Genomic DNA, 13,011 nt, shown 5'->3' on the forward strand with positions numbered 1-13,011 from the left:
GCGCATCAGCGCGCGCGTTGCTCAGTTCAATCCCGGTGGAGTTTTCCCCATGCTATCCGTTTCCATGCGGCTGCGCAGCGTCCTGCTCGCATCCGCGGCTGCGCTTGTTCCAGGCGCGGTGTCGGCCCAATCGGCCCTTTCAACATCGCTTCCGGCGGTCACCGTCGATGCGCCCGCGCAGCAGCGCGCCACTGCCGTGCGCAAGCCACGCAACGCGGCGCCAAACGCCCGTACGGCCCGCAACACCCCTGCGGCAACGCCAGCATCTGTCGGCGCGCAGGCCCCGACCGTCCCAGGGGCCCTTACGGTGCTCACCGCGCAGCAGGCACTCCGCGAGATCCAGCAGACGCCCGGCGGCGTCGCGCTGGTGACGGCGGATGCGTGGCGAACGTCGACGCCGTCGAACACCATCAAGGACATCCTCGATTATGTGCCGGGCGTGTTCGCGCAGCCGAAATGGGGCGACGACACCCGCCTGTCGATCCGCGGATCAAGCCTGTCGCGCAATTTCCATCTGCGCGGCGTGCAGCTCTATATGGACGGCATCCCGATCAACACCGCCGACGGCTATGGCGATTTCCAGGAGATCGACCCGACCGCCTATAAATATGTGGAGGTGTTCAAGGGCGGCAACGCATTGCGCTTCGGCGCCAATTCGCTCGGCGGCGCGATCAATTTCGTGACGCCCACTGGCCGCGATCCTTTTCCGAACGGCGCGTCGGTCGACATGGGCGCCTTCGGCTTCCGTCGCCTGCAGGCCAACACCGGCGGCGCCAATGGTCCGTGGGACGGTTTCATCACGGCCTCGACGCAATCCGCCGATGGCTTCCGCGATCACAGCAATGGCGAGGCCACGCGCGTCAGCGGCAATGTCGGCTACCAGTTCTCTCCGGATTTCGAGACCCGCTTCTATCTCAATGCCAACAGCGTGCGGCAGCGCATTCCCGGCTCGGTCAGCAAAGACAGCGCGCTGAATTCGCCAACCACCGCGGCGGCCAGCAACCTCACCGGTGATCAGCAGCGCAATATCGACACGGTGCGCCTCGCCAACAAAACCACCATCCGGCTCGACAATACCACGATCGACTTTGGCGTCTTCGGCGTCGACCGCCACCTGATGCATCCCATCTTCCAGTATCTGGATTACAGCTATCAGGACTATGGCGGCTTCGCGAAGGTCACCGACGACCGCAATATCGGCGGCTATCGGAACGTGTTCGTCGCCGGCGTGAATGTCATCAACGGCCGGATCGACAATAACCAGTATGTCAATGTCGCGGGCCAGAAGGGCGCGCTGACATTCTCGTCCATCGATCGATCGAAGAACACCTCGGTCTATGCTGAGAATTCGTTCTATTTCCTGCCGACTGTCGCTGTCATTGGTGGCACGCAATTCCTTTATGCGACGCGCGACAGACAGGATCGTTTGAAGCCCAATGGGGTCGACGGATCAGGCTCGACCGAATTCAACCTGTGGAGCCCTAAGGGCGGATTGCTCTGGAACATCGATCCGACATGGCAAGCCTATGCCAATGTCTCGCGCAGTGCCGAAGTCCCGAGCTTCGGCGAGAGCGTGTCTGGCAGGGACAGTTCGGGCGCGAACAATCCGATGATCCCCTTCACCAGCATCCGGCCACAGCGCGCAACGACCTATGAGATCGGCACCCGCGGTCGACGTCCTGACCTGACTTGGGAGTTAACTGGTTACCGGGCGGAAATCAGGGACGAGTTGCAGTGCATCTACAGCTCCAACGGCAGCTGCAACGTCTCGAATGCGGATCGTACCATCCATCAGGGCATAGAGGCCGGCCTTGGCATCGCCGTGTTCAAGGGCATGTTCGATGCGGGACCGCTGCCGGACAAGCTCTGGCTCAACATGGCCTACACCTTCAACGACTTCCGCTTCGACAATGACGCGACTTTCGGCAACAACCTGCTGCCGGGCGCGCCGCGGCACTATCTGCGCGCGGAATTGCTCTACAAACATGCCAACGGGTTCTATCTCGGCCCCAATCTCGAATGGGTGCCGGAAGCTTACTATGTCGACAGCGCCAATACGCTGAAGACCGAACCCTATGCGCTGCTCGGCCTGAAAGCCGGCGTCGACAATGGCGGCACATATTCGGGCTATATCGAAGCACGCAACGTACTCGACACCCGCTACATCGCCTCCGCCAGCATCCTCAATCAGGCCACGGCGACATCGCCGCTGTTCGAACCCGGCACCGGCCGCGCCATCTATGCCGGCGTCAAGGCGAGGTGGTGAAGATGACGAATTCCGCTATGCTTCAATCCACGAAAGGACGTTCCATGACCAACCGCTCCATGCTGTTGCTTCTCACTGCGCTGGGCGCAGTGGCATCGCCTGCTTATGCCCATGTCTTCGTGCAGAGCGGTCCGGCCACGGTCGGCGGCTCCTATCGCGCAGTGCTCGCCGTGCCGCATGGCTGCGGTGCCTCGCCGACGACGAAGATCACCGTGCAGATTCCAGAAGGGATGATCGCGGTGAAGCCGATGCCGAAGCCGGGCTGGACCGTCGCCGTGAAGAAAGGCGCCTATGCGCAGTCCTACGATTTCATGCACGGCATGAAGGCGTCGGAGGGCGTCAAGGAAATCACGTGGACCGGGAAGCTCGACAACGACTTCTATGACGAGTTCGTATTCTCGGCCTATCTGCCTGCCGCATTGAAGGCCGATGCACCGCTGTATGTGCCGACACTGCAGAGCTGCGAGCAGGGCTCGGAAGACTGGGCGCAGATCCCGGCCGCAGGACAGGATCCGCACAGCCTGAAATCACCGGCGCCAGCTATACGCCTTGCCGCGGCATCACCACATGATGCAATGGCGCAGATGGCCGGCATGGTCCATGCGGGCGACCTGATGATCATGACGCCCTGGACGCGTGCCACACCGCCCGCGGCCAAGGTGGCCGGCGGCTATCTCACCATCACCAACAACGGCAAGACCAGCGACAAGCTGCTCGGTGGCACATTCACCGGCGGCAGCCGCATCGAAGTGCATGAGATGAGCGTGACCGATGGCGTGATGAAGATGCGCCCACTCAATGACGGACTCGAGATCAAGCCCGGCGCCACCGTGAAGCTCGAGCCCGGCGGCTATCATCTGATGCTGATGGATCTCGCCAAGCCGTTCGCCAAGGGCGACAAGGTGAAAGTCCAGCTACAATTCGAGAAGGCCGGCAAGGTGGACATCGAACTCGACGTCAACGCCGTCGGCGCCTCGGCACCGGCCGGCGGCGGACACGCGCACTGATCACGTCGAGATACGGCGCACCGCACATGTTGCGGTGCGCCTGATGTCTACGACAAAGCCGCAATTACGTCGCGTGTATCCTGGCGTTAGTGCAGCCGGGGAGCTTTCAGCAGCTTGGAGCGGTCCGTCGATACCAATTCGACATCGAATGTATCGCCACCGCGATAGAGCGTCAGCGGCACGTCGACACCGGCCGGACCGAGCGCCCAGAGTGCGCGATAGAATTCGACGGAATCGGATACCTCCTCACCGTTGACGGCAAGAATCACGTCGCCGGTCTTGAGCTCGGCCCGAGCCGCGGGCCCCTTCCTGGCGATCCCGACCACGACGACCTTGTCCTCGACCTCGGCGGCATACAGCCCGAGCCACGGCCGCGGCGGCTTGTTGGCACGACCATAGGTCTTGAGATCGTCGAGGACCGGCTTCAGCAGGTCGATGGGCACGACCATGTTGAGATGTTCGTTCTTGCCGCCGTGCTCGCGCTCGATCTGCAGCGAGCCGATGCCGATCAACTCGCCCTTGGCGTTGATCAGGGCGGCACCGCCCCAGTTCGGATGCGCTGGATGCGTGAAAATCGCGTCGTCGAGCAGGTATTCCCAATAGCCGGCGAATTCCTGTGTCGCGGCGATCTTCCCGGCCACGGACCGCGTGCGTCCGCCGACGCCGCCGACCACCACGCGATCGCCAATCTTCGCGCTCGTCGACTCACCGAGCGGCAGCGGCGCAATGTCGATCTCGCCGAGCGCCTGCACGAGTCCGAAACCGCTTTCCTGATCGACGCCCAGCGCCGTGCCCTGCACCACGCGGCCGTCGCCGAGATGCACCCAGATCGTTTCGGCCTCGGTAATGAGATAGCCGATGGTGAGAATGAGGCCGTCACCGATCAGCACGCCATTGCCGGCGCGCTCGGTGCCGAGCGTATCTGCCGTGAAAGCATCTTCCGGGATGATGCAATGCAGCCCAACCACCGCCTCCAGCGCCTGTTCGAGGTCGAATCCGTAATCCTCAGCACGCGGCTGCACGCCCGGGGGCACTTTCCACTCGGTCAGTGAAGGCATGCAAAATCTCCTTTGTCCGGGATGGGTAGCCCCCGCCATATAAGAACCGATCGCGGACGTGGAAGTCCAGCCTGTGAACTTAGCGACCCTGCGGCGTTTGGTTACGCACCGGGACGTTGTGCGAGCCACGCCAGTAGCACCGCATTGACCTCGCGCGGATAGCAGTGGCTGAGATCGTCGATCTCGCGATAGGTGACGTCGGCGCCGGCGATCGTGAGCGCCTGCTGAGCCTCGCGCGCGGTCTGCACCGGAAACATCCAGTCGAGACGGCCATGGACGAGATGGATCGGCAGGCCGCGCAGGCGATCTGCATCGGCAAACTGCGCCATCAGTGGATGGAAGGTGGAGGCCACCGGCGCCAGATGGGTGAAGGGCGACTCGGCGCGGAGGCCGCTGACATAGCAGAAGGTGCCGCCATCGCTCATGCCGGTCAGCAGCAATTGCGCGGGATCGATATGCCAGCGCGACTGCACCAGATCGAGAATGCGCGAAAGATTCGGCGTATCGGCATCGTCGCCCATCAGCGCCCAGGTGCTGCCGATCGCCGTCGGCGCGATGAGTATCGCGCCAGAGCTGCGCGCATCGGCGAGCCAGCTCCACAAGAAAGCCCGGCCGTTGCCGCTGCCGCCATGCAGCGCCATCACCAGCGGCCAGACACGATCCGGCGTGTAGGTTTCCGGCACATACATCGAGAAACCGCCGCGACGTCCGGGCTCGCCATTATGAATGACGCCGGTGTTCTCTGCCGAAGGCAATGCCAGTCGTTCAAGCAGTGCCGTGTTCTCGCGCATGTCAGGCGGAAGAAAGAACGTACTCACAGGCGGCAGCCGCGCCACCGTGGCATAAAGCGATTCCTGCGCGCGCGTGGCGTGGCGCAATGCACGAAACACCATCGGCAGATCGCCGCCGGGCTGCTGGGCCGCGCGCAAGCCGGTAAAGGCTGTCAGCGCCGCGTCGCTCGCCGCATCGAGATGTGCCCGCAGATCGCTAAAATCATCCGGCCATGCGTTGAGCTCTGCGCGCACCGCCTTGAGCGCCTGATCAGGCTCGCCCACCGCTTCCATGACGGCACCGAAAGTCGGCGGATGCAGATTGCGCGCAACGAATTGCAGCGCCTCGAGCGACTGCAGCAGGGGCGGCAGCAGAACAACGATATCGTCGACGACTATGTCGCTCATCGGAAGCTCCGGGCAAATCGTTTGGCCCCATCAATCCAGGACCGAGCGAGAAGCCAGAGACCATACTGATACGACGGCAAAGCGGCCATCTCCGCGCCCGGCGAAAGATCTGTCAGCCCCAGTTACCGATCATCCAAGTCACTCACATTCGGTACAATCGCTGCGACGCAACATTGAAATACCGTGGACTTATCGATTTTGTATACATATACAAAATTCATGAGCATCAGCCCGATCGCCGCCAGGCCCTATCTGAGAGACGAAGTCTATACGGCCCTGAAAGTTCGACTGGGGGTGCGTGCGGCCGGCCTCACGGCCCCCTTGCGGCTTCGAGAAGAGGAGCTTGCGGCAGAGCTCGGGGTCAGCCGGACTCCCGTACGCGAGGCCATGCGCAGGCTCGAGCAGGAAGGGCTGATCACGTTTCGCCCGCGCCGCGGCGCACGGCTGATGCCGACATCGCTGCCGGAATATCTCGAATGGCTGTCGATCCGAGAAATGCTGGAAGGTCTGGCAGCACGCGAAGTGGCCCTCAACGGTGCGAATGATGTCGCGCCGCGCCTGCGGGCCGTGTTCGCCGATTTCGATGAAGCCGGCGCTCTGGCACGCCCCGCCGAATATGCCGCTGCCAACACCGCCTTTCATGCGCTGATGATCAAAGAAAGCGGCAACGCCCTGCTCGGCAAAACATGGGACTCATTCGGCCATCTGAAAATGGCGGGACTGCGCTTCATCGAGCGTCTCAATCGCGGCTCGCAATCGTTTCATGAGCACCACGACATCATCGACGCGATCGCACAGCGCGATCCCGACCGCGCGGAAACACTCGCGCGACGGCATGTCCGTTTGCTGCGCGATCAGGCAGCGGCATCGCTGAAAGAATTTGACCTCCCCGAACAGAATGAGACCACCACATGATCTTCCTGACTTTTGCAGCCGCAGACGGATCGCATCTCGGCCTCGTGATCGATGACAATGTTCTTGATCTGACGAAGGCGTGGCCGGATGGCCAGGCCTCCGCGCCGCGCCATGTCGGCGATCTCGCCGAAGCCGGCGAAGCGGGGCTCGCCATCGTGCGTGGTCTCGCATCGGCAGTGAATGCCGCGAACCTTGTTGCGCTGGCATCGCTGACGCTGATGGCGCCGATCCCGCGGCCGAAAAAGAACGTTTTCTGCGTCGGCCGCAATTACAAGGATCATATCGACGAAGGCATGCGCGCGCAGGGCAAGGCGCCCGCCCCGCTGCCAAGCGTGCCGGAGTTCTTCACCAAACCGCCGACCGCCGTGATCGCTTCAGGTGAAACCATTCCGCAGCATGCCAATGTCACCGAACAGCTCGATTACGAGGTCGAGCTCGCCGTCATCATCGGCAAGCCGGGCAGCAACATTTCCGCGCAGAACGCCTTCGATCATGTGTTCGGCTATTCGATCATCAACGATATCACCGGTCGCGACATGCAGCGCCGTTACGGCCAGTGGTTCAAAGGCAAGGGCCTCGATCGCTCCTGCCCGTTCGGGCCGGTTGTGGTCCATGCGTCCGCGCTGCCGAATGTTGCCGACATCAGGATCTTCAGCACGGTCAATGGCGAGGTCCGCCAGGACAGCCGCACCAGCCGCATGATCTTCGATATTCCAGCCATCATCGAACATCTGACGCGCGGTCTCACGCTGGAGCCCGGAGACGTGATCGCCACCGGAACTCCGTCCGGGGTCGGCTATGCGATGACGCCGCCGCGCTTCCTGCTCAAGGGGGATCGCGTCACAGCCGAGATCGAAGGCATCGGCATCCTGTCCAACAGCATCGTGACCTGACACGGCACCGCACGCGCCAAGAACAAGGAAAACAACATGAGCGACTCCCGGACATTCCGCGTGCAGCGTGCGACATCGGACTTTCGCTGGCCGAATGGTGCACGCATCGGCATCGTCTTCAACCTGGCCTACGAGGCCTGGTCGCCCGGCAAGGCACCGGGCATCGGGCCGATGGGCAACGTGTTGCAGCCCGGCTTTTTCGATACCAACGCACATTCCTGGGCAAGCTACGGCGCCGTGCGCGGCATCCAGCGCCTCACGCGCATCGCTGCCGCGAACGATGTGAAGACCAGCATCATGGTCAACGGCGTGCTGGCCGAAACCCACCCGACCGTGCTGAAGGAGCTTCATGCCGCTGGTCACGAGATCGTGGCGCATTCCTATGGCATGGATGTCATCCCGGTCTATTTCGACGAGGCCGGTGAGCGCGCCAATATCCGCCGCACCGGTGACCTCATCGCCGCCGTCACCGGCGAACGTCCGAAAGGATGGATCAGCCCACGTGGCACCGGAAGCCCGATTTCGCCAAAGCTGCTCGCTGAGGAAGGCTATGTCTGGTTCGGCGACTGCAATGACGACGACCTGCCCTCGATCATCACGCAGAAAGATGCGCCGGAACAACGCATCGTCGGCATTCCGCTGACGATGGACGTGAACGATCTGCCGCACAGCATCCGCTACGGCAATGCGCCGGCGACGCTGATCGATCAGTTCCGCGCCATCCTCGACAATGCAAACCAGGCCGACGCGGCACCGTTCATGCTCGATGTCACCGCGCATACCCATGTGTTCGGTCGGCCCGCAGGCGCGTGGGTTTACGACGCCATGATCAAGCTGGCGCGCAAGCGCGACGATGTCTGGATCGGCACGCGTATGGAGATAGCCGAATACGCGCTGGCGCAGGGCCGGTGGTTCAAGGACGAGGTGTTCTGAACCACACCCATTGAGGAGGCGCAAAAGCCTCCCGAAAAGACATCGAGGAGGAACATCATGACGCACTTCTTCAAGCGCGCATCCAGCGCGGTCGTCATCACCGCTGCGCTGCTGACGGCGATCGGTCCCGCCGTCGCCCAGCAGCCCTACCCGGCGCAGCCGGTGCGCCTGCTCGTCGCTTTCGCGCCGGGCGGCCCCGCCGATATCATCGCGCGCATTGTCGGACAGAAACTGAACGACCTGTGGCGCGAACCCGTCGTGATCGAGAATCGCGGTGGTGCCGGTGGCAATATCGCGGCTGCCGCGGCTGCAAGGGCTGAACCCAATGGCTATACCGTGCTGGTGACTACAAGCGCATTCGCCGTCAATCCGAGCCTGTCGGCAAAGGCCGGTTATTCGCCGGATGAATTCAAGACCGTGGTGGTCGCGGCGACCACGCCCAATCTGATCGTCGGCGCGCCTAGTCTCACAGCATCGACCCTGCGCGAGGTGATCGCCTCTGCCGCCAAGGAAAACTTCACCTATGGCACTGCCGGTGTCGGCACCACGCCGCATCTGTCGGCCGAAAAAATATTCAGGCTCAACGCCAAGGCCAACATCGTGCATGCGCCGTTCACGGGTGCAGGTCCCGCGCTAAATGCGGTGATGGGCGGTCACACGCCTCTGGCCAGTGTCGCCTTGCCCGCGGCGATGGAGCTGGTGAAGGGCAAACAGGTCAAGGCGCTGGCCGTGACGAGCCGCGAGCGCATGCCATCGCTTCCGGATGTCCCGACCGCGCGCGAGCTCGGACTGAGTGACGACGAGGATGCAACCTGGGTGGCATTCCTGGTGCCGGCCAAGACGCCGCAGGCAGTCATCGACAAGCTCAACGCCGACGTGAACAAGACGCTTGCAGATGCAAGTGTTCGCGAACAATTCGACCGCATCGGCTTCGCGGCCGTTGGCGGTTCGGTGACAGACTCTCAGACTTATGTGCGCGGAGAGATCGCCAAATGGGGCGATATCATCCGCAAGCTCGAGCTGAAGCAGGAATAGCGACCTAGGCGTAGCGCCAGACGCCCCTACGGATCCAGTTCCGTATCCCAGTAGAGATAGTCCAGCCAGCTGCCGTGCAGATAGTTCGGCGGAAACAGCCGGCCGTTGCGATGCAGCTGGTGCACCGTCGGCGCGAACGCCGTCTGGCGCGGGAACATGCGCGCCTGCTGAGTCGTCATATTGCCCTTGCGGAGATTGCAAGGAGAGCACGCCGCAACAACGTTCTCCCAAGTGGTCTGACCACCCTTGGAGCGTGGGATGATATGATCGAAGGTCAGATCGTCATGCGAGCCGCAATACTGACAGGAGAAGCGATCGCGCAGGAAAACGTTGAACCGGGTGAAGGCGGGATGCGTCGTCGGCTTCACGAACGACTTCAGCGACACCACGCTGGGCAGCTGAAATTCGAACGAAGGACTCCGCACCGCGTGATCGTAGTGCTCTACGATATTCACACGGTCGAGAAACACTGCCTTGATCGCGTCTTGCCACGACCACAGCGACAGTGGGTAGTAACTCAGCGGCCGGAAGTCCGCATTGAGAACCAGAACCGGCCAACCGCCTTGCGAGACATGTGCGTTCAAGTAACGCTCCTGACCCCCACATATGGCTGCGAAGCAACCTGTCTCCACATACTACAGGCAGCGTGACAGGGTTGTGAAGGGCATAGGGCAGACCTTATCCCCTCACAAAAGCGCCGCGTTGGGTCGCTTTTCTGGGAACTGCGGGTGGTCTGTCGCAGCGCCTGCCGCTAAACCCCGTGGCGCGCCCGGTTCGCGGCCGCAAATACCGGACGCTGCCCGATGGTCCCTTCCTCCCGCTATCTCGAGGCCCCGCAACGGCTGCGCGCCTTTGTCCGTGCGCATGAAACCAGCCTTGCGATTCTGGCAGCGCTGATCGGCGTGATCGGCGGTCTCGTGGTGGCCGCCATGAGCGCTGCGGTCAGTGTCCTTCACGCGGTGTTGTTCAATCTGGAATGGGGCCAGCGGCTCTCCAGCCAGTTCTGGATCGATCCGGTGCGCGCGATTCTGGTTCCCACCTTTGGCGGGCTGCTGCTGGGCGTCGCCTTCCTGTGGCTTTTGCGCTGGCGACCGGCCCGCGAGGTCGACCCCATCGAGGCCAACGCGCTCCATGGGGGGCGGATGTCGTTCCGCGGCAGCATCATCGTCGCGCTGCAAACCGTGTGGTCCAGCGGCGTCGGAGCCTCGGTCGGCCTCGAGGCCGGCTACACCCAGCTCGCCAGCGGGCTCGGTGCCTCGATCGGGCGCGCCTTCCACCTGCGTCGCGGCGACCAGCGCGTGATGGTCGGCTGCGGTGCGGCTGCCGCAATCGCCGGCGCATTCGGTGCGCCGCTGGCCGGCGCATTCTATGCCTTCGAACTGGTGATCGGCGGCTACACATCGGCGAGTCTGATGCCGGTCGGCATCGCCGCGGTGATTGGCTATTTCGTAGCCCATGCCTTCGATCCGTTGTCGCTTGGCGTCGTTGCCGGCCGGTTCGGCGACGTGCTCGGTCATGATCTCGCAGTGGCGGCCTTGCTCGGCGTGTTCGCCGCGACCTTCGGCATCGGCATCATGCGCGTCGTCGCCTGGACCGAAGCGCTGCTCACCAAAATCAAATTGTGGCCGCCGCTGCGTCCGGCGCTGGGCGGGCTGCTGGTCGGATTGATGGCGCTGCTGACGCCGCAAGTCATGGCATCCGGACACGGCGCGCTGCATTTCGGCGGCATGACGGCCTATCCGGTCGCATTGGTGGCCTTCGTGATGGCGCTGAAAACGCTCGCCTCGATTGTTTCGCTCGGCACCGGTTTTCGTGGCGGTCTGTTTTTTGCCACGCTGTTTCTCGGCGCGCTCGGCGGCCATCTGTTCGCGGTCGGCTTCAATGCGACCGGCATCGGCTTCACCATCGATCCCGCCGTCTACACCATCATCGGCATGAGCGCGCTGTCCGCCTCGGTGATCGGCGGCCCGCTCACCATGTCCTTCATCGCGCTCGAATCCACTGGCAATCTCTGGCTCACCACCGCGGTGCTGGTCGCCGTCATCATCTCCACCCAAATGACGCGCGAGCTGTTCGGCTACTCCTTCGCCACATGGCGTCTGCATCTGCGCGGCGAGACCATCCGCAGCGCCGCCGACGTGGGCTGGATCCGCGATCTCACCGTCAAGCGTCTACTGCGCCCGGACGTCCCGACCGTCGACTCCACCATGCCGCTCGACGAATTCCGCGAGAAGTTCCCGCTCGGCTCGAAGACCCAAGTCGTCGCCGTCGATCCCGAAGGCCGCTATGTCGGCCTCGCCATCGTCGCTGAAGCGCATTCGCCTGACGTGACAGCCTTTCGGCTCGACAGCCTGCTGCATTGTCGCGACGTCGTCCTGCATCCGGACATGAACATCCGCGACGCCATGGTGGTATTCGAGGGCGCCGAAGCGGAATCGCTGGCGGTGGTCGAGGCCGAAAGCCACCGCGTGCTCGGCACGCTCTCGGAGGCTCATGCGACACGGCGCTATGCCGAAGAGTCCGAGCAGCGCCGCCGCGAAGCCCTCGGCGAGATGTGATGGTTCGCCATTAGCCGTCCGCGAGCGACAGCATATGCCCCTGATCGGGCGGTACCCGGCCGGCCAGTGTAGCGCGATAGATATTCTCGACGGCGACAGGACCATGGCTCTCGGCAACCGTGAGCGACTGTTCCAGCAGCGGCAGGAATCCCGACCACGCCGCGTTGAAGCGTGTATCGATGCCGCCCGGTCCCCATTCCTTGGCGCGTTTGCGGATTTGGTCCGGCGCGAAGAACCATGCGGGCTTGGCGCCGGGAAGCTCTTCATCCACCGCTGCATCCTGATGGGTGAGCCCGACGCGCCCGCTATAAACGAGTTTGTGCTTGAGGTGCCGATGCAGCCGGCCGCGCAGGTCGGCATTCCCGGCCATATCGACGAAGGCCACCGGCTGATCGGCGGGCAGAGTATCGATATGATCGTAGAGCACGACATCGTCGTAGCAGCCGAGCGACCACACGAAATCGGCGTTGCCCGTTGATGTGAGTCCGATCACACGAACCGGCTTGCGCTTGCTGTGCAGCAGATGCGCGAGACCGAAGGCAGTCTTGCTGGAGGCACTGGAGAGAATGACAGTGCGTGCACCGAAGAATTCCTCCTCGGCGAGAAAATCATCGACCAGGAACGAGAGCATGAAGAGCGGCCGCAGCAGCGCTTGATAGTCGCCATTGCGTCCAGCAAAGGCCGGATCACCGGTCACCCGCGCATAGGCATTGTAGACCGGCGCCACGCCCTGCCGGTGCGCGGCGCCATCGCGCAAGCCACGCTTGCTGACATCCGCGGCCTCGATCACCAGATGCGAGGCCATCGGGAAATAGCCGAACAGCCGCTCGCCTTCGGCGATCTGCGGGTGCATCGACGCGATCACCCTGCCAAAACCCCAGACCGGAATGTTGCCGAAGCCGTCAGGCGCCTTGAACAACTGCCAGTATTTCATCCGATCACCCAGCATCGCATAAGTGATATTGTTGGCGGTGAAAGCGAAGCGTTCGACCTCAACCAGAAGGCAGTCGTCGGATAGTTCGTCGAGCCTCGGCAGCGACATCTGTCGAAGCGTCGTACTTTCAAAATCAGTTTTGGAAATATTGAATTGCGTATACGTGCTCATGTTCGAACTCCGCAGCGTTTTGCTGCTGCGATCATTCCTGCGCGCGATGTCTGTTTTGCGACA

Annotated in this window: 11 protein-coding genes; 7 read left to right on the plus strand and 4 right to left on the minus strand. The window is 62.7% G+C overall.

All coding sequences use genetic code 11. The annotated features are described in order from the left end of the window. Nucleotides 1-49 precede the first annotated feature (49 nt). Complete coding sequence (locus BLW80_RS06900) at nt 50-2,266, plus strand: TonB-dependent receptor family protein (RefSeq protein WP_093757414.1); 2,217 nt, start codon at nt 50-52, stop codon at nt 2,264-2,266. Nucleotides 2,267-2,310: 44 nt separating this feature from the next. Continuing rightward, nucleotides 2,311-3,273 carry a DUF1775 domain-containing protein gene (locus tag BLW80_RS06905; protein ID WP_244528026.1) on the plus strand — a complete coding sequence of 321 codons (963 nt, stop codon included), beginning with the start codon at nt 2,311-2,313 and terminating at the stop codon, nt 3,271-3,273. A gap of 86 nt (nt 3,274-3,359) precedes the next feature. On the opposite strand, the gene BLW80_RS06910 is transcribed toward BLW80_RS06905, so the two are convergent. Together BLW80_RS06910 and BLW80_RS06915 are read right to left on the minus strand one after the other, a co-directional pair. Next, nucleotides 3,360-4,331, minus strand: a complete 972-nt coding sequence (locus BLW80_RS06910; protein WP_093757415.1) for a S1C family serine protease — start codon at nt 4,329-4,331, stop codon at nt 3,360-3,362. 101 nt (nt 4,332-4,432) lie between these two features. Then, the gene (locus BLW80_RS06915) at nt 4,433-5,509 is read right to left on the minus strand and encodes an alpha/beta hydrolase (protein WP_093757416.1); all 1,077 of its coding nucleotides are present in this window, start codon (nt 5,507-5,509) and stop codon (nt 4,433-4,435) included. A 219-nt stretch (nt 5,510-5,728) separates the two neighbouring features. On the opposite strand from BLW80_RS06915, the gene BLW80_RS06920 reads away from it, so the two are divergent. From BLW80_RS06920 to BLW80_RS06935, 4 genes are read left to right on the plus strand one after another with little or no spacing between them, the layout of a single operon-like run. Next, nucleotides 5,729-6,424 (plus strand): GntR family transcriptional regulator, encoded by a 696-nt coding sequence (locus BLW80_RS06920; RefSeq protein ID WP_093757417.1) that lies wholly within the window; start codon nt 5,729-5,731, stop codon nt 6,422-6,424. Then, nucleotides 6,421-7,317: a fumarylacetoacetate hydrolase family protein gene (locus tag BLW80_RS06925; protein ID WP_093757418.1), complete on the plus strand. Its 897-nt coding sequence runs from the start codon at nt 6,421-6,423 to the stop codon at nt 7,315-7,317. The genes BLW80_RS06920 and BLW80_RS06925 overlap by 4 nt, the downstream gene beginning before the upstream one ends. A 36-nt stretch (nt 7,318-7,353) precedes the next feature. Continuing rightward, nucleotides 7,354-8,250 (plus strand): polysaccharide deacetylase family protein, encoded by an 897-nt coding sequence (locus tag BLW80_RS06930; RefSeq protein WP_093757419.1) that lies wholly within the window; start codon nt 7,354-7,356, stop codon nt 8,248-8,250. A gap of 57 nt (nt 8,251-8,307) precedes the next feature. Next, on the plus strand, nt 8,308-9,285 hold the full coding sequence (locus tag BLW80_RS06935) for a Bug family tripartite tricarboxylate transporter substrate binding protein (RefSeq protein WP_093757420.1): 978 nt from the start codon (nt 8,308-8,310) through the stop codon (nt 9,283-9,285). A gap of 26 nt (nt 9,286-9,311) precedes the next feature. On the opposite strand, the gene BLW80_RS06940 is transcribed toward BLW80_RS06935, so the two are convergent. Beyond that, nucleotides 9,312-9,869 carry an HNH endonuclease gene (locus BLW80_RS06940; RefSeq protein ID WP_089267641.1) on the minus strand — a complete coding sequence of 186 codons (558 nt, stop codon included), beginning with the start codon at nt 9,867-9,869 and terminating at the stop codon, nt 9,312-9,314. Between the two features lie 219 nt (nt 9,870-10,088). On the opposite strand from BLW80_RS06940, the gene BLW80_RS06945 reads away from it, so the two are divergent. Beyond that, nucleotides 10,089-11,843: a chloride channel protein gene (locus tag BLW80_RS06945; RefSeq protein WP_093757421.1), complete on the plus strand. Its 1,755-nt coding sequence runs from the start codon at nt 10,089-10,091 to the stop codon at nt 11,841-11,843. 10 nt (nt 11,844-11,853) lie between these two features. On the opposite strand, the gene BLW80_RS06950 is transcribed toward BLW80_RS06945, so the two are convergent. Then, complete coding sequence (locus tag BLW80_RS06950) at nt 11,854-12,885, minus strand: DUF2855 family protein (RefSeq protein ID WP_502688595.1); 1,032 nt, start codon at nt 12,883-12,885, stop codon at nt 11,854-11,856. Between the last annotated feature and the right edge of the window lie 126 nt (nt 12,886-13,011).

This window comes from Tardiphaga sp. OK245 (assembly GCF_900108575.1).
Lineage (GTDB): Bacteria > Pseudomonadota > Alphaproteobacteria > Rhizobiales > Xanthobacteraceae > Tardiphaga > Tardiphaga robiniae.

Bases quoted from the DNA above. Each gene is read 5' to 3' on its own strand.
- BLW80_RS06900 (WP_093757414.1), top strand. From the start codon at position 50: ATGCTATCCGTTTCCATGCGGCTGCGCAGCGTCCTGCTCGCATCCGCG.
- BLW80_RS06905 (WP_244528026.1), top strand. From the start codon at position 2,311: ATGACCAACCGCTCCATGCTGTTGCTTCTCACTGCGCTGGGCGCAGTG.
- BLW80_RS06910 (WP_093757415.1), bottom strand. From the start codon at position 4,331: ATGCCTTCACTGACCGAGTGGAAAGTGCCCCCGGGCGTGCAGCCGCGT.
- BLW80_RS06915 (WP_093757416.1), bottom strand. From the start codon at position 5,509: ATGAGCGACATAGTCGTCGACGATATCGTTGTTCTGCTGCCGCCCCTG.
- BLW80_RS06920 (WP_093757417.1), top strand. From the start codon at position 5,729: ATGAGCATCAGCCCGATCGCCGCCAGGCCCTATCTGAGAGACGAAGTC.
- BLW80_RS06925 (WP_093757418.1), top strand. From the start codon at position 6,421: ATGATCTTCCTGACTTTTGCAGCCGCAGACGGATCGCATCTCGGCCTC.
- BLW80_RS06930 (WP_093757419.1), top strand. From the start codon at position 7,354: ATGAGCGACTCCCGGACATTCCGCGTGCAGCGTGCGACATCGGACTTT.
- BLW80_RS06935 (WP_093757420.1), top strand. From the start codon at position 8,308: ATGACGCACTTCTTCAAGCGCGCATCCAGCGCGGTCGTCATCACCGCT.
- BLW80_RS06945 (WP_093757421.1), top strand. From the start codon at position 10,089: ATGGTCCCTTCCTCCCGCTATCTCGAGGCCCCGCAACGGCTGCGCGCC.
- BLW80_RS06950 (WP_502688595.1), bottom strand. From the start codon at position 12,885: ATGTCGCTGCCGAGGCTCGACGAACTATCCGACGACTGCCTTCTGGTT.